Here is a 21,733-nt window from a genome sequence, read left to right as displayed (position 1 = left end):
GGCGCGGGGGGTCCCCGCGGCGGGTCTCGGAGGCCGGCGCGGCGGGTCCTTCAGCCCCGCCCGTCCCCTTCCGCCGCGCAGAGCCTCTCGACCGTCCGCAGATAGGACTTCGCGTCGAATTTCTTCAGCGAGTTCTCGCTCTGGTAGCGCACGGTGCCGAAGATCCGGCGGCGCGCCCAGGGGCGGTCGTGCAGGCCGTAGACCCAGGCCACGTTGGTGAAGGAATTGGCGTCGCGGCCGTCGAGGAAGTAGCGGTTGTTGAGACGCAGCGTCCGCGCGAAGCCTTCCTCGGGGGAGGGGGACCATTCGAGGATCTTCTTGCCCCAGTACATGCGCAGGTGGTTGTGCATGTAGCCCGTCACCCGCATCTCGGCCTGTGCCGCGTTCCAGTAGGGATCGTGCGTGCGCCCCTCGGCCAGTTCCTCGTCCGTGTAGGTTCGCGGGCGCTCGTCCTTCGCGTGCTCGGCGAGCGTCCTGCGGGCCCAGTCGGGGATGGCGTGCGCGTAGGAATCGTAGCGCGCCGTGTAGAAGACGTGGTTCATCGCGAGTTCGCGGCGGACGATCAGCTCTTCCAAGTAGGAGCGCTTGTCCTCCCCCGTGCCCGCCTTCGCCGCACGGACCGCGAGCGCGATCTCGACGGGCGAGATCTGCCCGAAATGCAGGTAGGGGCTCATGTGGGAGGCCGCCCCCGCCTCGGGCCGGTTCCGGTCCGTACCGTAATCGGCGAAGGGGCCGGCGAGGTAGGCCTTGAGCCTCGCGCGGGCGGCCCGCTCGCCGCCGAGGAAGCGCCGCACCGGCGCCACCGCCCGGTCGAGGCTCATCCCGGCGAGCACCGCCTCCGGATCGGACACGTCGATCTCGCTCGGCAGGTCGAGCCCGTCCACCCGCACGGCGGCCCTCCGCGCCCGCAGGGGCTCGATGTACTCGTCCCAGACCCGGTGCAGCTTCGGGCGCAGGGTGCGGGCGCCGTACTCGTGCTTGCCCGATGCGATCTCGACGGGCACCACCACGTCGCCCTCCACCTGCACGATGCGGGTGTCGACGCCCCGCACGATCTCGCCGTACCAGCGCTTCTGGATCGCGAGGTAACCCCGGTCGAGGACGAGGAGCGCCGCCTTCGCCGCGAGGTCGATCGCGATCGCGGCGGGCGAGGCCCTGCGCATCACGAAGGCGACGCCCCGCTCCTCCAGCCCCGCCTTCACGTCGGCCAGCCCCTGCAGGAGGAAGGCGTAGTGGCGCGCATTGGCCTCGGGGAAGCCGTTCTGCCCGTCGAGGAGGCCGAAACAGGCCACGACGGGCAATCTCAGGTGATTCGCCTCCTCGATCGCGAATTCGAGGGCGGGGTTGAAACGGGCGCGGTTCGCCTGCTGCACAAGGTAGAGCACGTAGGCTCCGTCCCGGCGCGGCTCCGCCTCCTTGAGAACCCGGATCCGCCCCGCCTGAATCGCCATCGCGCAAACCCCCGTCCGAACCACGATGACAAGCTAGGGCGTGGCAGCTGCGCGCCCGCCGCCGCGCGCCAGGATGTCGGGGGCGCACCGCCGAATGCCCGCGAGCAGTGAGGCGAGGCGGAAACTTCGTGTCTTCAGGGTGTTATCGCGCCGGAACTTCGTGGATGGGCGCCGTTTTCCCGCGAAACCATGCCTCGTCTCGCCTGCGGCATTTTGAACACAGAGCGTGATCAATGTGCGCGGACGCACGAGAAGAGACAGGCATGCTGCCCCAATGCCCTTGCAATCCGCTGCGGGAGGTTCAGATTGTGCATTGCGAGATCGCGATGGCGTCGCGGTCCCGCTGCCCTCCTTGGGCGTTTCCTCCCTAGACTTCGGGCCGCTCCTTCGGGAGTGGCCTTTTTTCTTTCAACCTCCGGTCTGCTTGTGTCTGCGCTGAAGCGGCGTAGCCTGACGCCATGACGGACGAGGCTCCCAACCCTGGCAACAACCTGATCCTGCGCATGGTGCAGGGCGTGCGACGCGACGTGCAGGACATGTCCGAGCGCGAGGCGCGGGTGATTGAACTCCTCGGACGCATGAATCTGCGGCTCGACGACGTGCACATGCGGCTCAACGAGATGAACGCGCGGATGGACCAGGGCTTCGCCCGCCTCGACAGGGGCCTGTCCGACGTGCGCTCGGACATCGTGCTCCTGGAGAATCGCGCGATCACCGCTGTCACCGAGGTGCGCCGCGTGGCGGAACGCCTCGACGAGGCGGAAGCGGCGCGCCCACCGGAGCCGTGAGGCTCGGCAGCCGCGAGGCTCAGCCCCGCGCCCGCGCCCGGATCATGAAGTTGTCGTAGGTGTACTCGGCGACTTGGAACCAGAGATATTCCTCATTCCGGAAGGTCTTCATCGCCTCGTAGATGCGCTTGAAGTCCGGGTTCTTGCCCGCGATCTCGCCGTAGACGTCGTTGGCGTGCTTGAGCGCGGCCTCCATCACGTCCTGCGGGAAGGGTCGGAGCTGCGCGCCGCCCGCCACGAGCCGCCGCAAGGCGCCGGGATTGCGGGCGTCATACTTCGCCTGCACCTCCGCGCTCACCTGGGCGGCGGCGGTCTGCAGGATCGTCCGGTAGGTCTTGGGAAGAGCCTTCCACTTCTCGGCGTTGATCCAGAAATGCAGCATCGCGCCACCCTCCCAGAAGCCGGGATAGTGGTAGATCGGCGCGACCTTCTGCAGGCCGAGCTTCTCATCGTCGTAGGGGCCGATCCACTCGGCCGCGTCGAGGGTCTTCGCCTCGAGGGCGGCGTAGAGGTCGGGGCCGGGCGTCGCCTGCGGCTGCGCCCCGAATTTGGCGAGCACCTGGGCGCCGAGGCCGGCGATGCGGATCTTCAGCCCCTGGAGGTCGGCGGCCGTCTTGATCTCCCGCCGGAACCAGCCGCCCATCTGCGCGCCGGTGTTGCCGCCGGGCAGGCTCGCGAGCCCCTGCTTGGCGAAGACCTCCGAGAACAGGTCCGCCGCGCCGCCCGCGTGCCACCACGCGTTCTGGCCGCGGGCGTTGAGCCCGAAGGGCAGGGCCGTGGCGAGGGCGAAGGTCGGGTCCTTGGAGGTCGCGAGGGTCGCGGGCGCGTGTCCCATCTCGACGCTGCCCGCGGCGACCGCGTCGATCAGGCCCTCGGCCGCCACCGCCTCGCCGACGGGCAGCGGCCTGATCTGGAAGCGCCCGTCCGTCGCCTCGCCGACGAGGCGGCCGAGCGTCTCGGAGGCGCCGAACAGGATGTCGAGGGTCTTCGGATAGGCGGAGGCGAGCCGCCAGCGCAGCTCCGGCGCGCCCTGCGCCAGGGCCGGCGCGGCGAGCGGGACCGCCGCGGCCGCTCCGCCGAGGCCGGCGGCGAGCAGGGCGCGTCTCGGCAGGGTGCTGTGGGGCGGGTCTGAGGCCATGGGGTCTCGCTGAAGTCGAATCCGTCGGGTCTGGGCAGCCGTTCACGAACGGGGAGAGCGCCGAAACGATCCCCGCTCCCGGTGCGGCGGCCACGCGGCCGGGCCGCCCGTAACACGCCGGGGCCCCGCTCGAAACCGCGGCCGTCCCGTGGTAGGGGCGGGGGGTGAGACCCGACACCATCACCCTCCACACCGTCTGCGGCCTCGAGGAACTCGCGGGCCACGCGGAACGCGGCATCAGCCACGTCCTGTCGCTCCTCGATCCGGGCACGGCCGAGCCCGAGGTGTTCGGGCGCTTCCCCGCACACCAGCGCACGACGCTGCGCTTCCACGATTGCCTTGCCCCGGGCGAGGGACTGGTCCCGCCCGAGCGCGCGGACGTCGCCGCGATCCTCGCCTTCGGCGCGGGGACGCAGGGGGCGGCCCATCTGCTCGTCCACTGCCATTACGGCCTGTCGCGCTCCACCGCGGCGCTCCTGATGCTGTTCGCGCAGGCCGAGCCCGGCAGCACCTCGGAGGCGCTGGTGGCGCGGCTCCACGCCCTGCGGGAGCCCGCTTGGCCGAACGCCCGGATGATCGGCTTCGCGGACGACCTCCTCGGCCGCTCCGGCTCCTTGAGCGAGGCGGTGCGGCGCCTGCACGCCCACCAGCTCGGCGTGCGCCCGCACCTCGCCGACCTCCTGCGCGACCTCGGCCGGGGCGCGGAGGTCGAGGCGGCGCAGGCGGGCTGAGCCTCCGAGAGCCTACTTGTTCGCCGGCGTGAAGGCGCCGTCCTTCCAGACGTAGAGCACGTAGCCCTGCGCCGTGACGTCGCCCTTGGCGTCGAAGCCGACCGGGCCGAGGACGAGGTCGAAGCGCTCGCGGTGGAGCGTCGCCGCGATGGTCCGGGCGTCGCTGACATGCGCGAAATTGGCCGCCGCCACGAGCGCCTGGAGGGCGGCGTAGCCGTAGATCGTCGAGCCCGTCGGGTCGACGCCGTCCGCCTTGAAGGCCTGGACCACGGCGGACGCGGCGGGCTGGCGGCTCGGGTCGAGGTAGAAGGTCATCAGCACGCCGTTGCTCGCCGGCCCCGCGACCTTGGCGAAGTCCTGGGTCGCGATGGCCGAGGTCCCGAACCATTGCGGGCGAAAGCCCCGCTCGGCCGAGATCCGCACGAGGCGGCCCATCTCGGCGGCGTCGCCCCCGTAATAGACGACGTCGATGCCCGCACCCTTCAGCCGGTCGGCCAGCGCCGCGTCGTCGGCATCGCTCGGCGAGAAGGCCACCGACATCGCCTCGTTGATGCCGATGCGGTTGAGGTTGTCCTTGGTGGCGGCGGCGAGCGCCCGGGAGGCGGGGGTGAGGTCCTGGATCAGGGCGATCTTGCGGTCGCGGAAGCGCTCGGCGAGCACGGTGGCGGAGAGCCGGGCCTGGTCGTCGTCGCGCCCGCAGACCCGGAAGATCGTGGGAAGCCCCCGGTCGGTCAGTCGGGCCGCCACGGAGGCCGCCGTGATCATCACGATGCCGTTGGCCGCGTAGACGTCGGAGGCCGCGATCGAGGCGTTCGAGCAGACGTGCCCGACGACGAGGCCGACCTTCGACTGCACGAAGTGGTTGGCGACCGCGGTCGCCTTGTTCGAGTCGCAGGCGTCGTCCTGCACGTCGAGGACGATGGATTCGCCGTTGAGGCCGCCGGCGTTGTTGGCGTCGCGGGCGGCCGCCTCGATGCCGCGCAGGACCTGCTCGCCGATCGCCACGTAGGCCCCCGAGCGCGGCAGGGCGACGCCGACCACGACCTCGGCCGAGACCGGACGCACGCCGTGCGCGCAGAATCCGGCCGCCAGGGCGAGCGAGAGGACAACGCGTCTGATGCTCATCGGCCCCTTCTAGACGCTCCGCCCCTGCCGAGACAAAGCCCGCGGCCTCGCCCGTCCCCGCGCGTCGGCCCGGCGCTCCCCGCATCGGCGAGGCGGCCGGCGCCCCGTGAGAGGCCCCGGAGGCCAGGAAAAGGCAAGGCCGCCCAGCTTGGCAAGGGGAAACGGGCCGATGCCCCCCGCTTTCCCCCGGCCCCGCCGGCCGCCCCGCGCCGTCCGGTTAGTTTCAGCGGGTGTAGGCGTATGTTGCGGCGGCGGCGCTGATGGGTCCGGAGGCTGCGGCGAAGGCGGAGAGGACCTTCTGCACCTCGGTGAAGGGGGCGTTGGAGACGTAGATCAGGTCGCGGTTGCGCATCCGGAAGGCCTGGGTCAGGAACAGGCTGTTGGGGTCGCGCATGTTGACCCGGTAGACCACCGGCACCAGCGGCGTGCCCAAGAGCGCCGAGCCCGGGTTGAGGCGGCGCACCACGCTGGCCGGCTCGAAGCGGAAGATGAAGGTGCCGGCCGGATCGGCCTGGAAGTCGGACAGGCCGCGCGCCTTGGCCAGCGCCTGGGCGAGCGTGATGCCCTCGGCCTGGAACGGGATCTCGGTGGAGTTGCCCAGCGCGCCCACCGCCAGGAAGGTCTGGGGATCGCGCACGAGCGTCAGCACGTCGCCGGGGCGCAGGTAGATGTTCTCGCGCGGGTTCGAGACCACGGTGGTCAGCGGCACGGTGGCGGTGGTGCGCCCCCGCGAGAGCCGCACGAAGGTCTCGGAGACCGGCGCGCGCACGCCGCCGGCCGACGCCACGATGTCGAGCAGCCGGTCGCCCTTGGCCGAGAGCGGCAGGCGGGCGCCGCCGGCGACCTCGCCGGTGACGGTGACGGCCTGCGAGATCGGCTTGGTGACCGAGACCAGCACCTGGGGCTGGATGGCTTTGCCGGCCAGTTCGGTCTCGATCAGGGCCTGCACGTCCTGGGGCCGTCGCCCGGCGACCTGGATGCGGCCGGCATAGGGCACCGAGATGGCGCCGTCGCGGGCGACGACCTGCTCGGGGATCAGGGCGGATTTCGAGCCGGCCGAGAAGCGGTCGGCGACGAGGGGGCCGGAGAACAGGCCGCCCGAGCCCGCCTCCCAGATCGAGACCGCGACGAAGTCGCCAATCCCGATCACGCTCTCCAGCGCCGGGCGGTTGTCGCCGAACGAGGCGAGCAGGCTGTCGAGCGGCCGGGTGCGCAGGGCCTCGACCACGGCCGGCGAGATCTCCAGAAGCTCGTAGCGGGCGAACGTCCCCTCCGGCGTCGTCGTCTCCGCTCCCGACACGATCGCGCCAGCGGTCGGACCCGCCGCAGGCAGGACCGAGCAGCCCGACACCGAGAGCGCGGTGCACAGGAGAAGGGGGAGGACGCGCATCCAGGATCGCCTGTCGTTTCCCTGAGCGAATTCGGTGTCGGCAGGCCGACGCGAGATCCGCTCAGCTCCTTGTTCTGACGCAAGTTCTTGTCGGAAGACCGCGCGAGCAATCTCCCGAAACCCGCCCGCCCCGCCAGTCCGGCCCGTGCCCCGGCTCGCCGGCACCCGGATCGGACCGGCGGACACGCGCCGGTTCACCCGAGCCCTAGCCGAAACCCGTCTCCCTGTCCGTGGCGGGTGGGTCACAGTCCGGGGACGACCGGGCCGCCGGCCGGGCCGTATCCCCGCTCCCCACAAGCTTCGCGCAAGCGGCCGGGGAGGGGGTGGGCCGGGCGGCGTTGCCGCCATGCAGCAGGCCGGCGCGATCCGCCGCCGCGGCCCGGACGATGATGCAATCACAAATCGAATGATTTAGACAGAATTCGGGGGCCGTGCGGCTCAGGCAAGACAATAATCCCGCTGCAGGTATTTCGACTGATGCACCAGTCCTTGAGCTTCACGCCGCCCCACCTTCAAGGACCTTGCCCGGACCCGGTGGCGCGCCGGCACGTCTTCTACGTCCCGGGCTACGACCCGGAGGCGCGCACCCGCTACCGGCACCTGTTCGTGCGCGAGCTCAACCGCCATGCGCGGCGCTTCGGCGAGGCGCGGCGCCCCGTCTCAGAGGCGCAGCTCAGCCCGGACGCCCTCGTCCAGAGCTGGACGGTCGGCGCGCCCGCGGGCGCGCCCGGCGCCGAGACCGCCTACGACGTGCTGCTCTGGGACGATATCGTGGCACGGGATTTTCGCCGCTCCCGCCCCGTCAGCGTCCTGCTCCTCGTCGCGGGCACGCTCCACGGCCTCGCGGCCGGCACCCTGGTCCGCTTCTATCGCCTCAACTGGAAGTATGGGAACGTCATCCTCTACCCCTTCGCGATGGTGGTGCTCCTGACCCTGCTGTCGGTCTTCCTCGGCACGATGGTGCACGCCCATCTGGGGGATTGGTTCGGCCACAGCATCGGCCTGCCGATCTACCTCTCGCTGCCCCTCGGCGTCGTGGCGGGCGTCGCCTGGATCAAGGGCATCGAGGCGTTCCTGAACCGGATCTTCTTCTGGCAGCTCCTCAACGATTGGGTCTTCAACTGGCAGCACGGCCAGGGCTGGCGACCGGATTACGAGGCGCGCCTCGACGCCTTCGCCGACGCGGTCCTGGAGCGGCTCGCGTCCCGCAGGGCGGCCGGCGAGCGGATCGACGAGGTCATGATCGTCGGCCATTCCTCCGGCGCCCTGACCGCCGTCGAGGTGGCGGCCCGCGCGCTCGCCCGCGAGCCGCGCCTCGGCGCGGAGGGGCCGGGCCTGTCCCTCGTCACCCTCGGCTCGGGCCTGCCCCTCGTGGCGATGCAGCCGCGGGCCCGCCGCCTGCGGGCGGACGTGGCGAGCCTCGTCACGCAGCCGCACCTGGTCTGGTGCGATTTCCAGGCGCCGCAGGACTGGATGAACTTCCCGGGCTTCAACCCGGTGCGCCATCTCGCCCTCGGCCTCTGCGGCCGGCCCGTCGCGAACCCGCTGATCCGCTCGGCGCGCTTCCGGGAGATCCTCTGCCCCGAGACCTACGCCCGCGTCCGGCTGAGGCCCTTCCGGATGCACTTCCAGTTCCTGCTCGCGAACGACCGGCGCGGCGCCTACGATTATTTCGCAATGATCCTGGGGCCGCAGCGCCTGCGCGAGCGGGTGCTCGCCCCGATCATCGGCCCCGAGCCGGCCCCGCTCGCCGCGGCAGGCTGACGCCCCGCCGCCCCGGAGGCGAGACCGGTGGCGGCCGGCGCCCTAAGACTGGAGCATCCTCGAACCCGGATGCGCGCGTTGCCAGCAACCTCGGCCCCATCCCCGGCTCCCCGAGCTCCCGAGAACGCGCGTCCGCGCATCCTCGTGGTGATGGGGGTCTCGGGCTCCGGCAAGAGCACGGTCGCGGCCTGCCTCGCCGCGCGGCTCGGCTGGGCCTTCGTCGACGGGGACAGCCTCCACACGCCCGACCACGTCGCCAAGATGCGCGCCGGCCATCCCCTCGACGACGCCGACCGGGCGCCCTGGCTCAGGGCGGTCGCGGCCTGGATCGGGGCGCGCCTCGCGGCGGGGGAGGCGGGCGTCGTCGCCTGCTCGGCCCTCCGACGGGCCTATCGCGACACGCTCGTCGCCGGCCGGAGCGAGGTCCGCCTCGTGCATCTCGACGGCAGCCGCGCCCTGATCGCGGAGCGCATCGCGGGGCGGCACGGCCATTTCATGCCGGCGCAGCTCCTCGACAGCCAGTTCGCGGCCCTTGAGCCGCCGGAGCCGGAGGAGGACGCGATCGTCGTCGGGATCGCGGATCCGCCGGACGCCATCGCCGAGGCGGTCGTCGCCCGGCTCGGGCTCGGCGCCGCGGCAACGGACGGGGGGAGGGGAGCATGACCGAGCGGGGCCGGAACGACATCGCGCTCGTGATCTCGGACGTCGACGGCACCCTCGTCACCTCCGACAAGCGCCTGACCCCGGCCGCCATCGCGGCGGTGCGGCGCCTCGGCGAGGCCGGGATCGGCTTCACCATCGCCTCGAGCCGCCCGCCCGTCGGGCTCCGCCCCCTCGTCGAGGCGCTGGCCCTGCGCCTGCCGATGGGGGCCTTCAACGGCGCGAGCATCGTCCGCCCGGATCTCTCGACCCTCCACGAGACCCTGATCCCGGAGGAGGCAGCCCGGGAAGCGGCGGCCCGGCTCGACGCCGCGGGCCTCGTCCTCTGGGTGTTCGCCCGCGGCGCCTGGTTCCTGCGCGACCCGGACGCCCCCTACACCGACCTCGAGCGCCGCACGATCCAGGCGGAGCCGCGGGTTGCCGATGACCTCGGGCCGCTACTCGCCTGCGCCTCTAAGATCGTCGGCGTGAGCCCGGACGCCGCGCATCTCGCCGCCTGCGAGGGGAGGTCGCGGCCGCGCTCGGCTCCCGGGCGAACGTCCACCGCTCGCAAGCCTACTATCTCGACGTGACGCCGCCCGGCCTCGACAAGGGCCGCTTCGTCGACTGGATGGCCGACCATCTCGGCATCCCGGCCGCCCGGATCGCGACGCTGGGCGATGCCGGCAACGACGCGGCGATGTTCGCCCGCGGCGGCCTCTCGATCGCGATGGGCAACGCCGAGGACGGCCTGAAGGCGCGGGCCGACGCCGTGACGGCGGCCAACGACGCCGACGGCTTCGCCCTCGCCGTCGCGCGCGTCATCCTGGCCTGAGCGATCCCCCACGCGGCCCCCCGAATGTGCTGTGGCGCACGGAGCACAGGCTCGCGCCAACGGCCACGCCGCCCACAGGCAAACGCGGGGAAGCCGCTTTCCGGCCTCAATTCGCCTCGACCTAGGCCGTGAAGAACAAGCGAACCGGGTCTCGCGCATGAACCAGCGTCTCCTGCTCCTCGCCGCCCTCGTGGCGGCTGCGCCGGCGCCCGCCCTCGCCCAGCAGGTCGCGCGGGACAACATCGACGCGTTGATCGAGGAGCAGGCCCGCGCGAACGGCGTGCCCGCGAGCTTCGTGCATCAGGTCGTCAAGCGCGAGAGCAACTACAATCCGAACGCGAAGGGCGGCAGCGCGCTCGGGCTGATGCAGATCAAGCACGCCACCGCCCGCGGCCTCGGCTACAAGGGCGACGCGAGCGGCCTCTACGACCCGAAGGTGAACCTGCGCTACGGGATCGCCTACCTCGCGGGCGCCTACCGCACCGCCAAGGGCGACCTCGCCAGGGCCTATCACTACTACAACCGGGGCTATTATTACGCGGCCAAGCGCCAGGGCATCACCACCGAGGTGGCCGACGAGACGCCGACGCTGCCCGCCCCCGCCGCCTCGGCCGGCGCCTTCGCCAACCTGTTCAGCCTGCGCCCCTCGGACAGCGCCGCCGGCCCGGCCCTCGCCTACGCCGCGCAAGGCCCGTCCGCGAGCGCGCCGATCGAGGTGCCGCTGCCGCCGCGCCGGCCCGGTACCCTCGGCGGCCTCGACGCCGTGCAGGTGGCGAGCCTCGATCCCGCCGCCGGCCTCGCCGCCGCGGGGGCCGCCCCGCCGCAGGCCGCCCTCCAGGCATCGGCTCAGGCGTCAGCCTCCGTGGAGGTGCCGTTACCGCCGCGCCGGCCCGCTTCCCTCGGCGGTCTCGCGGTAGCGAGCCTCGCCGCACCCGACCTCGCCGCCCTCTCGGTCAGCCCGCAGGGCGCACCCCAGCCCTCGGCTCCCACCGAGCGGCCTGCCGCCGCGGCGCAGGCCGCCCGCGAATCGGTCGAGGTGCCGCTGCCGCCGCGCCGTCCCGCCGCTGCCACGCTCGCCGCCGTCGCGCGTCCCCCGGCCCACAAGGCCGCCGCCGCTCCGATCCTCGAGGCGACGGCGCTGCCCCCGCTCAGTAGCGGCGCGGGTCGAGGAAATCCGCGGCACCGCTTGATCAGGGCCGGGGCCGTCAACACATCCGGTGGATCGCAGGTATCGTGCGCAAGACGCATGGCTGCGTGAGCACCGGCATGTCATCGTTGGCATGGCTCGCTCCGAGCGAACGGAATTTTCCTTCCGAAGACCGGCATTCCGCGGACATTCGTCCACAAGATGCTGCACGATTCTGCCGCTCCTGCGCGTTCGTGGAGACGACGTGCAGGAGCTTTCATGAGAATGCGCTCGCGAGGCATCGGCCTTGCTTGCGAGAATGGGAACATGGGCGACCTGATGGCCGGCGCGGCGGAACAAGAAACCCTCTTCCTGACCGAACTCGGTCGGCGGGTGCGGCATGCGCGCACGGTCCGCGGGCTGTCGCGCAAGCTGCTCTCGCAGACTTCGGGCCTGTCGGAGCGCTACATCGCCCAGCTCGAGGGCGGTCAGGGCAACGTCTCGATCATCCTGCTGCGCCGGGTGGCGAACGCCATGGGCGTGCGCCTCGACGACCTGATCGCCGGACAGGACCTCACGCCCGATTGGCAGGTGATGCGCGACCTCGTGGCGCAGGCGAACCCTGAGCAGATCGCCGCCGCGAAGGCGCTGCTGGCGGGGGGCGCCCTCGCCGACGGCACCGTGCCGAAGCCGCGCGTCGCCGTGATCGGCCTGCGCGGGGCCGGCAAGTCGACGCTGGGGCGGCTCACCGCCGAGCGGCTCGGCTGGACCTTCGTGGAGCTCAACGCCGAGATCGAGCGCGAGAACGCCCTCTCGGTGAAGGAGATCTTCGCGATCTACGGCCAGGAGGGCTACCGGCGCCTGGAGCAGGCGGCGCTCCGTCGCCTCACCGAGCATCCGGGTCCGCTGATCCTGGCGACCGGCGGCGGCATCGTGGCCGAGCCCCTGACCTACGACCTCCTGCTGCAGGCCTTCTTCACGGTGTGGCTGCGGGCGCGGCCCGAGGAGCACATGCAGCGGGTGCGCGACCAGGACAACCTGCCGCCGACGGGCGACCACGCCACCGCGATGCAGGAGCTGCGCGCGGTGCTCGCGAGCCGCGAGCCGCTCTACGCCCGCGCCTCGACGGTGGTCGACACCTCGGACGTGCCGATCGAGGTGATGGTGGATCGCCTCACCGCCGCGATCGAGGCCCGCTTCGGCACGCAGGATCGCCGCCGCAGCGCGTGAGGGCGCGGGCTGTCTCCCGAACGGGGAGAGGTGGGGGCGCCGTCCCCCTCAGCCCCGACGCTGACGCATGGGGCGCAGGTCCCCTCTCCCGTCCGGGAGAGGGACAGGGTGAGGGATGCGCCATATCCGGAAGAGACCCGATCCCTGACTCGGTGCGCTCACGCGCACTCGACCTCTCCCGGACGGGAGAGGTGGGACGGCCTCCGCCTCGACGCGCGACGCGACATCCCGGGGGGCGTCGCACCGCTACAGGCCCGCGTCTTTGAAGCCGCGCCGGGGCCTGCGGACCTTGATCGACCGGGCCCGGCACCCCACGCTAGGGACTTGGGTGCGCCGCAGCGAGGACGGACGTCGCGTCCGCCCGGCCCTGCGCAGGCCCGTTTTTCCGCCCGCAGCGAATCCGCGCTAGAATCGTTCCCGGCCGGTCGCCATTCCCCCCGAGCCTCTCGGGGGGCGAGGCTCCGCCGGCCGCACGGTCCCGAGGAGAAGCCCATGACCGCCAGCCCGTCGATCAGCCCCGCCGCCGGCCAGGACGCGATCGCCGGCGTGTGCGATCCGGTCTGGTCGCGCCTGCGCGGCGAGGCCGAGACGGTGCTCCGCGAGGAGCCGCAGCTCGCCTCCTTCATCGTGGCGACGATCCTGAACCACGCGACGCTCGAGGGCGCGGTCTCCCACCGGGTCGCGGCCCGGCTCGGCCACGCTTCGCTGCCCGCCGAGCTCGTGGCCCACGGCTTCCACGAGGCCCTGAACGACGATCCCCGCATCGGCGACGCCTTCCGGGCCGACATCGTCGCGGTCATGGACCGCGACCCCGCCACCTCGCGGGCGATCGAGCCGGTGCTCTACTTCAAGGGCTTCCACGCCATCCAGGCCCACCGCCTCGCCCATTGGTACTGGGGTCATGGGCGCCGCGACCTCGCCCTCTACCTGCAGAGCCGCTCCTCCGAGGTGTTCCAGTGCGACATCCATCCCGCCGCCCGGATCGGGCGCGGGATCTTCCTCGACCACGCCACCGGCCTCGTCGTCGGCTCGACCGCGGTGGTCGAGGACGACGTCTCGATCCTGCACGCCGTCACCCTCGGGGGCACGGGCAAGCAGGGCAGCGACCGCCACCCGAAGATCCGCCGCGGCGTGATGATCGGGGCGGGCGCCAAGATCCTCGGCAACATCGAGGTCGGGGCCTGCGCGCGGGTCGCGGCCGGCTCCGTGGTGCTGCGGCCGGTGCCACCGAACACCACCGTCGTCGGCGTGCCGGCCCGCGTCGTCGGCACGGCGGGCTGCGCCGAGCCCGCCCGCGCGATGGATCAGCTCGTCAGCATGGACCAGTTCATCCACATGGCCGAGGGCATCTGACGCACGCGCCGGAGCGGAAACCGGGCGTCCGGCCGCGCTTGAAGCCGACGGCCGGGCATGGCAAGGCCGGGCATCCCCTTGCGTGCATCCCTCGCGCCACCACGGAGACGAGACAGCGTGACCAAGCCCGAGATCGCGAAGCTGCAGGATTACCTGCGCCGCACGTTCGCGAACGCCAACATCCGCGTCGTCGCGATGAAGTCGGCCGATTCCGCCGAGGTGTTCATCGGCCAGGAATCGGTCGGCGTCATCTCCGACGACAAGGAGGACGGCGACGATTCCTTCGTGTTCCGGATGGCGATCCTCGACATCGACCTTGAGGACTGACGAGACCCTGTGCACGGGGTTAACCCTAACTCCGGCTCGCACTTAACGTTTCGTCAACCCTGGGGCAGAGTGGCTTCATCGTTCGTTAACGGTGGAGCGCGTCGCGTATGGCTCTCGAACCCTCGGCTCTCGAAGCGATCGAGACCCTCTGCATCGGGCTCGCCCTGTCGGGGCTCCTCGCCAGCGCCTACGAGCTGTTCACGGAGCGGCGGGCGAGCTTCTCGCTCCTGGAGCGCGGCGGCGTCGCCGCCGTCGCCGTCCTGCCGGTGCTCGCCTTCTCGGCGCCGTTCATCATCCTGCGCAATACCGTGCGCGGGCGCCGCATCGAGGGGCGCCCGATCCCCTTCGTGATGCTCGCCACCATGATCGCCTGCGGCTGGAGCCTGGTCTCGGGGCGCATCGCCATCGACCTCGCCGCGCTCCTCGTCGGCGCCTGAGGCAAGGTTGCCTGAGCCCCGCCGCGCGGGGCCCGTCCCTCAGCGGTTCGCGGTCGTCACCGGCGAGGCGCCGCCGTTCAGGGAGACCCAGCGCGTGCCGTCCTGGCCCTCGCGCTTGACGTAGGAATAGCCGGTGCGGGCCCAGGGCAGCACCGTGTTGGTCTTGTTGTCGAGGATGAAGTCGCCCCTGTCGGTGCGCACCATCAGCACCGCGTGGCCCTCGCCGATGTCGTCGATCACGACGGTCATGCGCAGGGCCCGCCGGGGCAGGCCCCGCTCCACCAGCATGCGCCGCTTGAGAAGCTGGTAATCCTCGCAATCGCCGAAGCCGTCGTCGGGATAGTCCCAGCGGTCGATCACGCCCCAATGCGCCTGGTCGGTGATCGGCTTGATTCGCGCGTTCACCCGCCGGTTGACGCTTGTCAGCGTGCGCCAGATCGCAGCGTCGAGGTGGATGAAGGCGGCCTCGGCGGTGTTCACCGTGCACTCGGCCGGCATCCGCTCGCAGAAGGCGTTCCAGGCCGCCACGGGCTTGACCGCGGGCCCGGTCTCGACGGGCGTCCCCTCCTCGGGCAGCGCCGGGCCGGTGCGCGCCTGGGTCGTGGCGCCGCCGAGCATCAGGATGGCGCCGACGAGGACGAGGCCCGCCCCCGGTTCAGGCGCCGCCGCAGGGCGCGCGCGAGGGCCGCCGGTTCCAGGACCTGGACCGATTCGAGCCAGGGGGCGCCGTCAGGCGCCTTCGCGCCGCCCCCTCCGAGACCCCCGTGCCGCATCCCCGACGCCCCACCGACCGATCCTCAGGCGGCAAAGCTGACACGGCCATGCTCGGGGCTCAATGGCAAAGTTAAACCCCAGTTAACCCGGTCGCGACGCTTTGGTTCCATTCCGGGACGGTGATGCACGCGCGCAACCCGGAACGGCCTCACCGGTTGGCGGTGGTGACCGGGGAGGTGACACCGCCGAGCGAGACCCATGCCACCCGGTCCTGGCTCTCGCGCTTGATGAAGGTGTAGCCGGTCTGGTGCCAGGCGAGCACGGCACTCGTCTTGTTGTCGAGGATGAAATCGCCCCGGTCGGTGATCAGCGTCAGCACGGCGTGGCCCTCGCCCTTCTCGTCGATCACGACGGTCATCCGCATGGCCCGGCGCGGCAGGCCCGCCTCGACGAGGAGGCGCCGCTTGAGGAGCTGGAAATCCTCGCAATCGCCGATCCCGTCCTCGGCCATGTCCCAGCGGTCGGCCACGCCCCAATGCTCCAGGTCGGTCATCGGCCGCACCGCCCTGTTCACCCGTCGGTTGACCGCGATGATGGTGGTCCAAGTCGCGGGGGTGAGCGGGATGGCGGCGGGTTCGGCCGGATCGACGGCGCACTCGGCCGCGTAGCTCTGGCAGAAGGCCGCCCACGCGATGATCGGCCGGGCCTCGCCCGCGGGGCGGGCCGCGGCGGAGGGGGCGGGCAGGGCCGCGAGGGTCTGGGCCCACGCCGTGCCGGTCAGGCCGAGGGCGGCGAGAGCCAGGAAACCGAGAGCGATTGTCGTCTTGCTGCGCATGGCGAGCACCCCATCCATGCGATCGAGGATGGGCCCGCCGGCCTGTTCCGCGCTGAAGCGGATCCGCGCAATTTTAGCGATTCGCGCCCCGAAAAGGCCGCGTTCTCAACGGGACGAACCGGGCGCTGCCGCATTCGTGAAGACTGATCGGATCGGATTCAGGGGGCGTTAACCCTGCGGGGCCGCCGGGAGACGGCCTGCCGTTCGGCGCGCGGATCCTGCGCCTCGATCCCCGCGATGGCAGCCCGCCGGGCGCGGACGATCCTCCGCCGGTCCTTCAGAGCGTCATGCCGTCGTGGAAACGGTCGGGGGAGATCGGGAGCAGGAACTGGATGCCGAAGCCGCCCTCGAAATGGCGGACGAGGCGGCCCGGGGTGCGCCCGACCGTGATGGTCGCGCCCATCGGCACCCGCTCGCTCGCCGCGATGGCCGCGCCCGACATCGAGATGTCGATGAGGCGCGCGGTGAATTCGAGGCCGCTCTCCAGGCGCAGGGTCACGGAGGGCTGGGTCGGCGTCAGGCGCTCGTGCGTGCGCCCGTCCGGCAGGCCGAGCACCTCGCGGTTGGCGAGCCAGGTGAGCTGCGAGGCGATCTTGTCGCGCTTGCGCGGCGTCGCGTTGAGCTGCACCGCGAAGCCGCCCGGCGGATGGCGCACGATCACGCCCTCGATCCGGCCGATATGCTCCAGGTAGAGCACGACCCGCTCGCCGATCGCGCCGACGACCGCGCAGGTCAGGCGCACGCCGCCCGGCGACATGTCGACGGTCTGGCAGGGGTATTCCCGGCGGTCCGACAGCATGTAGCGCCCCAAGAGCGCGATCCTGACGCGCTGGTGGCGGCGCTGCTCCGCGCCCTGAAGCGTCTTCAGGCGGCGGAGCGTCCCGGACAGTGCTGCGGCCTCGGACATGCCTTCCCGGGACTGGGTTAAGGAATTGAGATCTCTTTCTAGGGGGCACAGGGTTACGAAAGGCTTTGCCCGGGGCGCCGCCGCGGCGCTTTTTCAGGCGCGCCCGCCCCGGTGGACGAGGAGATGCCCGCGCCGGAACGGCGCGCTGTCGTTGGCCGGGCGCGGCAGGCCGCCCGGGATCCCGCCACTGAGGGCGGCCGCGGGCGTCTCGAGCGCCCGTTCGGGCCGGTCGGTCAGGACCCGCAGGGTGGTCGCCGACAGGCTCTCGACGGGGTGGAGGCCGAGCCAGGAGGGAATCGCGATCGGACTCAAGGAGCCCAGCACCCGCGCCTGGGTGCGGCCACGGTGGCGCAGGGGCAGGAGCAGCAATTCGAGGTCGATCGCGTCGCCCCGGGCGGTCTCGCCCCGCAGGCCCGCCACGACGCCGACCGTGTCGCCGGCCACGATCTCGATGAGGCGCCAGGGATCGGCCGCGGGCTCGGCTCCCCAGAGCCCGGCGAAGCCCTCGCCCTTCAGCTCCCGCCCGAACAGGGCGCAGACCCGGGTTCCCGCCAGCCGCAGCCCGGCGGATCGGGCGGCCATGTCGATCTCCAGGATCAGGCTGTCGGCGAGGAGGTTGCGGATCTCGCCGGGCTCAATCTCCGAGCGCTCGGGCGCGGCGCGCGCGCCCCGCAACCTTTCCCAGTAGCTGTGGAGCAGGCGGCTCGTCGGATGCTTCATGTTGACCTGAGGGCCGCGGGCGGGCGGGCGAGGCGGGGGCCGGAGGCGCGTCGTAGCGCGGCCCGTGAGGCCGCGGCCGATTCGCCCCGCAACAGCCTGAATCCTAGGGCCGTCCCGGCGCCCGCGCCCGCGCAACCTTTCGTCAAGGTTAACGACCTGTTGATAGATCTTAGGCCCGGCGCGGTTTCGCGACGCGGGCCCGCGCGATCGCGCACCGGAGCCCCCATCGGCGCGCATCTCGAACCACTGGGGGGCTTGCCCCCCCGGGCGCCGGGCCGACATGGTGGGGCGATGGATGCCTCGCCCGACTTCCCGCGCCAGAGCCGCGTGCCCGTCTTCAACATGCCGAGCGTGGTCACGGCCGCGATCGGGCTGATGCTCGCGATCCAGGCCCTGCGCGACTTCGTGCTGCCAGAGACCTGGGACATCCGCCTCGTCCTCGATCTCGCCCTGGTGCCGGCGCGCTGGACCATCGCGATCGACCCGGCGCAAGGGGAGGAGGTGCTGAAGGCGGCGGTCTCGAACGACGCCACAATCAGCGCCGCCCGCGAGGCCTTCGCCCGCTACCTCGTGGCCGAGCCGGACGCCGCGCCCTGGACCTTCGCGAGCTACGCGCTGCTGCACGGCTCCTGGATGCACGTCATCTTCAACTGCGTCTGGCTCGCGGCCTTCGGCTCGCCGGTCGCCCGCCGCTGCGGGCCCTGGCGCTTCGGGCTCCTGGCGCTCGCCGGCACCGTGGCGGGGGGCGCCCTCCACGTCGCCCTCGACCCGCTGAGCCTCGCCCCGCTCGTCGGCGCCTCGGCCGGCATCTCCGCCCTGATGGCGGCCGCCGCCCGCTTCGTGTTCCAGGCGCCGCCGCCCGGCTACGGCTCGCAGCCCTGGCAGAGGCCGCCGCGGCGCCCGCTGGAATCGATCCCCGAGCTGATGCGCAACCGCTCGGCGGTGGTGTTCCTCGGCATCTGGCTCGTGACGAACCTGCTGTTCGGGGCCATCACGCTGCCGCTCGGCGCCGAGAGCGCCGCCGTGGCCTGGGACGCGCATCTGGGCGGCTTCGTGGTGGGATTCCTCCTGTTTCCCTTCATCGACGGGCCGGGACCGGACCGCGCCTGACGCGGGACCGGGCGCTCGGGGCGAAAAAATTCCAGTTTTCCGCCAGTGGGCCACCACCCGCGCTTGCCTTGGAGGCTGGCCCGCCACACACTTCCGAGGATCCGCACGAGTGCCGGGATGCAACCCGGCCGGCCGCCATCTTCGACGCGCCGCGGGCTGACGGCGCGCATGTTCGTCCAGGGAGGGACATACATGACCGTCGCACGCATCCTTGCCGAGAAGGGCAGCTCCGTCGTCACGGTGCAGCCCGAGCGTACCCTCGACGATGCGATCCATCTGCTGGCCGACAAGGGCATCGGCGCCCTCGTCGTCTGCGACCCCGAGGGACACGTCGTCGGCATCCTCTCCGAGCGCGACATCATGCGGGCGCTCGCCCGGCACGCCGCGTCCTCCTTCGATGCGCCCGTCTCCGAGCACATGACCCGGTCCGTCACGAGCTGCAAGCGCACCACCACGGTCGAGGAGGTGATGCACATGATGACCGAGGGCCGCTTCCGCCACGTTCCGGTCTGCGAGGACGGCAAGCTCGTCGGCCTCGTCTCGATCGGCGACGTGGTCAAGCGCCGGATCGCCGCGGTCGAGGCCGAGCACCAGGCGATGCGCGACTACATCACGATGGCCTGAGGCCGGAGCCGCCGCGGCCTCCCTCTCCCGTGCGGGGAGGGGCGCCGCGCCTCCCCTGGCGACGGGCGGGCGCCCGCGCTCACGGGGACCGGGCTTTGGGGGACCGGGCCTGCGGGCGTCCCTCGACGCCCCTCAGATCCGGGCGCTCGCGCCCCCCAGAGCCGCCCGGATGCGGGGAAGCGCGGCCCTGGCCGCCTGATGGCCGGCCGCGATCGCCTCCGCCGCCCGGTGGAACTCGAACAGCCCCATCCCGGAAAGCTTCGGCCCGATGCTGACGTCGGGCGGGTCGCGCTCCAGGCGCGCCCGCGAGATCCGGTCCTGGGTGATGTTGAAGGCGTCGAACATCACCCGGGCGACGCCGGGCGTCCCCGGGCCCTCGGCCGGGCGCGGGCCCCGCCGTCCGGCGATGCGCCGTCCCGCACCCCGCACCGTGTGCAGCAGGCTCCAACGGCGGCGCGCCTCGGCGGCGCCCGCCACCACCGCCTCGACCGGGTCCGCCGCCGGCGCGATCACGGTGCCGCCGCGCACCCGCGGGTCGCAATTGAGGTTCACGCAGATGACGAGGTCGGCGCCCATCGCCCGGGCGAGCGTCACGGGGACCGGGTTGACCAGCGTCCCGTCCATCAGGAGGCGCCCGTCGAGGGGAAGCGGCGGGAAGATGCCGGGCAGGGCGTAGGAGGCGCGCACCGCCTCGACGAGTCGGCCCTTCGTCAGCCAGACCTCGTGGCCGGTGCCGAGCTCCGTCGCCACGCTCGCGAAGCGGATGGGCAGCGCCTCGATGCGCCGGTCCGAGAGGTCGCGCTCCAGGCGCCGCCGCAGCCGATCGCCGCCGATCAGCCCCGAGCCCGAGAGCCGCACGTCGAGGAGGCCGACCACCCGGCGCTTGGTCAGGGACAGGGCGAATTCCGCCAGGGCGTCGAGCTTGCCGGCCGCGTAGCAGCCGCCGACCACGGCCCCGATCGAGCAGCCCGCCACCACGTCGGGGTGGATGCCCGCCTCCTCCAGCGCCCGGAGCACGCCGATATGCGCCCAGCCCCGGGCCGAGCCGCCGCCCAGAGCCAGCCCGATCCGCGGCCCGCGCGGGCAGGGCGGCCGGACCGGCTCGACGGTGCCGGGGACGAGGCTCTCGCGCCGGATGGTCCCGGACGGTTCGGGGAAGGCGCCGCCGAGGGCCGCCTCCCAGGTCACGCGCAATCCCCCGCGCCGATCAAGGTCACGCGCCGCCGGTCCGGAGCGTCGCCCGCCCGTCGTCGGGCTCAAGGGTCACGGTCCGGTAGAAGCAGGCACGCCGGCCGGTGTGGCAGCAGCCGCCGTCGCCGCCGACCTCGACGCGGATCAGCACCGCGTCCTGGTCGCAATCGACCCGCATCTCGACGACGCGCTGGACCTGCCCCGAGGTCGCGCCCTTGTGCCAGAGCTCGCCCCGCGAGCGGGACCAGTACCAGGCCTCGCCGGTCTCGAGCGTCCGCCGGAGCGATTCGGCGTTCATGTGGGCGAGCATCAGGACCTGCCCGTCCCGGGCATCGACCGCGATGCAGGAGACGAGCCCGTTCGCGTCGAAGCGGGGCGTGAAGGCGGTGCCTTCCTCCACCTCCGCGCGGGAGCCCGGTACCGAGAAGGGCGGGGCGGTCATCGCAGGCTCCTCTCGCGGGCGGGGCGCGCTCAGCCCTTGTTGCGCACGAGGGTGAGGAAGCGGACCTGCTCGTTCGGATCCGTCTTGAAGACGCCCTTGAACTGGGTGGTGATCGTCGAGACGCCGGCCTTCTGCACGCCGCGCATCGCCATGCAGAGATGCTCGGCCTCGACCATCACGGCGACGCCGCGGGGCTTGAGGATGCTCTCGATCACGTCGGCGATCTGGGCCGTCATCGTCTCCTGCGTCTGCAGGCGGCGGGCGAACGTGTCGACCACGCGGGCGAGCTTGGAGAGCCCGACCACGCCCTTCGTCGGGTAATAGGCGATGTGGGCGAGCCCCATGAACGGCACCATGTGGTGCTCGCAATGGGAGTAGAACGGGATGTCGCGCACCAGCACGACGTCCGAATAGCCCTCGACCTCCTCGAAGACGCGCTCCAGGAGCGCGTCGGCATCCTGCCGGTAGCCGCCGAAGAGCTGGTCGTAGGCCTTCACGACGCGGGCAGGCGTGTCGATGAGACCCTCGCGGGTCGGGTCGTCGCCGGCCCAGCGCAGCAGCGTGCGCACGGCGGCCTCCGCCTCCTCGCGGCTCGGGCGGCCCAAGGCGATCCCGTCGGGCACCCGCTGCGCGGAGGGCGGCTGCGGCGCCACCTCGACCGGGCGCACGGGCACCAGGGTCGGAGCGTTGTCGTTGCGCATCCCGTTCAGATCCCGGACGCCCTCGGGCAGGCCCGCATCGGCGGTCGGGTACGAGAGGGATTTGAGAGCGGCATCCATGGCATCTCCCGCCCGCGCCACACGGGCCGTCATCGTGGTGCTGTCCGGCTTTGCGTACATCGCGTCGAACCGTCTCG

Annotated in this window: 22 protein-coding genes and 1 pseudogene; 12 read left to right on the top strand and 11 right to left on the bottom strand. The window is 72.2% G+C overall.

The features are described from left to right. Window positions 1-50 precede the first annotated feature (50 nt). Entirely contained in the window at window positions 51-1,451 is a 1,401-nt protein-coding gene (locus tag DK389_RS29650; protein ID WP_109895172.1) for a deoxyribodipyrimidine photo-lyase, read from the bottom strand. Between the two features lie 458 nt (window positions 1,452-1,909). Here DK389_RS29650 and DK389_RS29645 point away from each other — a divergent pair, with 458 nt between their 5' ends. Further along, a complete protein-coding gene (locus DK389_RS29645; RefSeq protein ID WP_109895170.1) occupies window positions 1,910-2,239 on the top strand; it encodes a hypothetical protein in 330 nt (109 codons plus the stop codon). A 19-nt stretch (window positions 2,240-2,258) separates the two neighbouring features. Here the strand turns inward: DK389_RS29645 and DK389_RS29640 are convergent, their stop codons facing one another. Next, entirely contained in the window at window positions 2,259-3,377 is a 1,119-nt protein-coding gene (locus DK389_RS29640) for a TRAP transporter substrate-binding protein (RefSeq protein ID WP_109895168.1), read from the bottom strand. 164 nt (window positions 3,378-3,541) lie between these two features. On the opposite strand from DK389_RS29640, the gene DK389_RS29635 reads away from it, so the two are divergent. Beyond that, window positions 3,542-4,108, top strand: a complete 567-nt coding sequence (locus DK389_RS29635; RefSeq protein WP_109895166.1) for a tyrosine phosphatase family protein — start codon at window positions 3,542-3,544, stop codon at window positions 4,106-4,108. Between the two features lie 12 nt (window positions 4,109-4,120). Here DK389_RS29635 and DK389_RS29630 read toward each other — a convergent pair whose 3' ends face one another. Together DK389_RS29630 and DK389_RS29625 are read right to left on the bottom strand one after the other, a co-directional pair. Continuing rightward, window positions 4,121-5,233 carry a branched-chain amino acid ABC transporter substrate-binding protein gene (locus tag DK389_RS29630; protein ID WP_109895164.1) on the bottom strand — a complete coding sequence of 371 codons (1,113 nt, stop codon included), beginning with the start codon at window positions 5,231-5,233 and terminating at the stop codon, window positions 4,121-4,123. 223 nt (window positions 5,234-5,456) lie between these two features. Next, a complete protein-coding gene (locus tag DK389_RS29625) occupies window positions 5,457-6,623 on the bottom strand; it encodes a polysaccharide biosynthesis/export family protein (RefSeq protein WP_109895162.1) in 1,167 nt (388 codons plus the stop codon). Window positions 6,624-7,100: 477 nt separating this feature from the next. On the opposite strand from DK389_RS29625, the gene DK389_RS29620 reads away from it, so the two are divergent. The 8 genes and pseudogenes from DK389_RS29620 to DK389_RS29585 all read left to right on the top strand — a co-directional run bounded on the left by DK389_RS29620 (window position 7,101) and on the right by DK389_RS29585 (window position 14,334). Further along, window positions 7,101-8,387: a hypothetical protein gene (locus tag DK389_RS29620; protein WP_109895160.1), complete on the top strand. Its 1,287-nt coding sequence runs from the start codon at window positions 7,101-7,103 to the stop codon at window positions 8,385-8,387. A gap of 150 nt (window positions 8,388-8,537) precedes the next feature. Further along, window positions 8,538-9,050 (top strand): gluconokinase, encoded by a 513-nt coding sequence (locus tag DK389_RS29615; RefSeq protein ID WP_236961080.1) that lies wholly within the window; start codon window positions 8,538-8,540, stop codon window positions 9,048-9,050. Next, window positions 9,047-9,861 (top strand): annotated as a pseudogene (locus DK389_RS29610) (Cof-type HAD-IIB family hydrolase). Before DK389_RS29615 ends, DK389_RS29610 begins: the two are co-directional and overlap by 4 nt. A gap of 157 nt (window positions 9,862-10,018) precedes the next feature. Next, entirely contained in the window at window positions 10,019-11,119 is a 1,101-nt protein-coding gene (locus DK389_RS29605) for a lytic transglycosylase domain-containing protein (protein ID WP_109895156.1), read from the top strand. A 207-nt stretch (window positions 11,120-11,326) separates the two neighbouring features. Continuing rightward, entirely contained in the window at window positions 11,327-12,217 is an 891-nt protein-coding gene (locus DK389_RS29600; RefSeq protein ID WP_109896961.1) for a helix-turn-helix transcriptional regulator, read from the top strand. A 492-nt stretch (window positions 12,218-12,709) separates the two neighbouring features. Next, window positions 12,710-13,570, top strand: a complete 861-nt coding sequence (gene cysE, locus DK389_RS29595; RefSeq protein ID WP_109895154.1) for a serine O-acetyltransferase — start codon at window positions 12,710-12,712, stop codon at window positions 13,568-13,570. 117 nt (window positions 13,571-13,687) lie between these two features. Beyond that, window positions 13,688-13,897 carry a DUF3126 family protein gene (locus DK389_RS29590; protein WP_109895152.1) on the top strand — a complete coding sequence of 70 codons (210 nt, stop codon included), beginning with the start codon at window positions 13,688-13,690 and terminating at the stop codon, window positions 13,895-13,897. Between the two features lie 107 nt (window positions 13,898-14,004). Next, the gene (locus tag DK389_RS29585; protein WP_109895150.1) at window positions 14,005-14,334 is read left to right on the top strand and encodes a DUF6949 family protein; all 330 of its coding nucleotides are present in this window, start codon (window positions 14,005-14,007) and stop codon (window positions 14,332-14,334) included. Window positions 14,335-14,373: 39 nt separating this feature from the next. On the opposite strand, the gene DK389_RS29580 is transcribed toward DK389_RS29585, so the two are convergent. The 4 genes from DK389_RS29580 to DK389_RS29565 all read right to left on the bottom strand — a co-directional run bounded on the left by DK389_RS29580 (window position 14,374) and on the right by DK389_RS29565 (window position 17,510). Beyond that, window positions 14,374-15,054, bottom strand: a complete 681-nt coding sequence (locus DK389_RS29580; RefSeq protein WP_418292086.1) for a transglutaminase-like cysteine peptidase — start codon at window positions 15,052-15,054, stop codon at window positions 14,374-14,376. 202 nt (window positions 15,055-15,256) lie between these two features. Continuing rightward, on the bottom strand, window positions 15,257-15,883 hold the full coding sequence (locus tag DK389_RS29575) for a transglutaminase-like cysteine peptidase (RefSeq protein WP_109896960.1): 627 nt from the start codon (window positions 15,881-15,883) through the stop codon (window positions 15,257-15,259). A gap of 277 nt (window positions 15,884-16,160) precedes the next feature. Continuing rightward, a complete protein-coding gene (locus DK389_RS29570) occupies window positions 16,161-16,790 on the bottom strand; it encodes a PilZ domain-containing protein (protein ID WP_109895146.1) in 630 nt (209 codons plus the stop codon). A gap of 93 nt (window positions 16,791-16,883) precedes the next feature. Continuing rightward, complete coding sequence (locus DK389_RS29565) at window positions 16,884-17,510, bottom strand: PAS domain-containing protein (protein ID WP_109895144.1); 627 nt, start codon at window positions 17,508-17,510, stop codon at window positions 16,884-16,886. A 291-nt stretch (window positions 17,511-17,801) separates the two neighbouring features. On the opposite strand from DK389_RS29565, the gene DK389_RS29560 reads away from it, so the two are divergent. Then, a complete protein-coding gene (locus DK389_RS29560; RefSeq protein WP_109895142.1) occupies window positions 17,802-18,620 on the top strand; it encodes a rhomboid family intramembrane serine protease in 819 nt (272 codons plus the stop codon). 192 nt (window positions 18,621-18,812) lie between these two features. After that, entirely contained in the window at window positions 18,813-19,244 is a 432-nt protein-coding gene (locus DK389_RS29555) for a CBS domain-containing protein (RefSeq protein ID WP_109895140.1), read from the top strand. Window positions 19,245-19,376: 132 nt separating this feature from the next. On the opposite strand, the gene DK389_RS29550 is transcribed toward DK389_RS29555, so the two are convergent. From DK389_RS29550 to folE, 3 genes are all read right to left on the bottom strand, one after another. Further along, window positions 19,377-20,381 (bottom strand): patatin-like phospholipase family protein, encoded by a 1,005-nt coding sequence (locus tag DK389_RS29550; protein WP_236961078.1) that lies wholly within the window; start codon window positions 20,379-20,381, stop codon window positions 19,377-19,379. A 76-nt stretch (window positions 20,382-20,457) separates the two neighbouring features. Further along, on the bottom strand, window positions 20,458-20,877 hold the full coding sequence (gene hisI / locus DK389_RS29545; RefSeq protein ID WP_109895138.1) for a phosphoribosyl-AMP cyclohydrolase: 420 nt from the start codon (window positions 20,875-20,877) through the stop codon (window positions 20,458-20,460). A gap of 29 nt (window positions 20,878-20,906) precedes the next feature. After that, complete coding sequence (gene folE, locus DK389_RS29540) at window positions 20,907-21,716, bottom strand: GTP cyclohydrolase I FolE (protein ID WP_109895136.1); 810 nt, start codon at window positions 21,714-21,716, stop codon at window positions 20,907-20,909. Window positions 21,717-21,733: the final 17 nt, after the last annotated feature.

Origin of the sequence: Methylobacterium durans (assembly GCF_003173715.1) — a bacterium.
Lineage (GTDB): Bacteria > Pseudomonadota > Alphaproteobacteria > Rhizobiales > Beijerinckiaceae > Methylobacterium > Methylobacterium durans.
This window is presented reverse-complemented; position numbering and strand designations above follow the sequence as displayed.

Coding starts and splice junctions, on each gene's coding strand:
- DK389_RS29600 (WP_109896961.1), top strand. CDS start 11,327: ATGGCCGGCGCGGCGGAACAAGAAACCCTCTTCCTGACCGAACTCGGT.
- DK389_RS29560 (WP_109895142.1), top strand. CDS start 17,802: ATGGATGCCTCGCCCGACTTCCCGCGCCAGAGCCGCGTGCCCGTCTTC.
- DK389_RS29625 (WP_109895162.1), bottom strand. CDS start 6,623: ATGCGCGTCCTCCCCCTTCTCCTGTGCACCGCGCTCTCGGTGTCGGGC.
- DK389_RS29585 (WP_109895150.1), top strand. CDS start 14,005: ATGGCTCTCGAACCCTCGGCTCTCGAAGCGATCGAGACCCTCTGCATC.
- DK389_RS29640 (WP_109895168.1), bottom strand. CDS start 3,377: ATGGCCTCAGACCCGCCCCACAGCACCCTGCCGAGACGCGCCCTGCTC.
- DK389_RS29630 (WP_109895164.1), bottom strand. CDS start 5,233: ATGAGCATCAGACGCGTTGTCCTCTCGCTCGCCCTGGCGGCCGGATTC.
- DK389_RS29645 (WP_109895170.1), top strand. CDS start 1,910: ATGACGGACGAGGCTCCCAACCCTGGCAACAACCTGATCCTGCGCATG.
- folE (WP_109895136.1), bottom strand. CDS start 21,716: ATGTACGCAAAGCCGGACAGCACCACGATGACGGCCCGTGTGGCGCGG.
- DK389_RS29650 (WP_109895172.1), bottom strand. CDS start 1,451: ATGGCGATTCAGGCGGGGCGGATCCGGGTTCTCAAGGAGGCGGAGCCG.
- DK389_RS29575 (WP_109896960.1), bottom strand. CDS start 15,883: ATGCGCAGCAAGACGACAATCGCTCTCGGTTTCCTGGCTCTCGCCGCC.
- cysE (WP_109895154.1), top strand. CDS start 12,710: ATGACCGCCAGCCCGTCGATCAGCCCCGCCGCCGGCCAGGACGCGATC.
- DK389_RS29570 (WP_109895146.1), bottom strand. CDS start 16,790: ATGTCCGAGGCCGCAGCACTGTCCGGGACGCTCCGCCGCCTGAAGACG.
- DK389_RS29605 (WP_109895156.1), top strand. CDS start 10,019: ATGAACCAGCGTCTCCTGCTCCTCGCCGCCCTCGTGGCGGCTGCGCCG.
- DK389_RS29620 (WP_109895160.1), top strand. CDS start 7,101: ATGCACCAGTCCTTGAGCTTCACGCCGCCCCACCTTCAAGGACCTTGC.
- DK389_RS29615 (WP_236961080.1), top strand. CDS start 8,538: ATGGGGGTCTCGGGCTCCGGCAAGAGCACGGTCGCGGCCTGCCTCGCC.
- hisI (WP_109895138.1), bottom strand. CDS start 20,877: ATGACCGCCCCGCCCTTCTCGGTACCGGGCTCCCGCGCGGAGGTGGAG.
- DK389_RS29565 (WP_109895144.1), bottom strand. CDS start 17,510: ATGAAGCATCCGACGAGCCGCCTGCTCCACAGCTACTGGGAAAGGTTG.
- DK389_RS29555 (WP_109895140.1), top strand. CDS start 18,813: ATGACCGTCGCACGCATCCTTGCCGAGAAGGGCAGCTCCGTCGTCACG.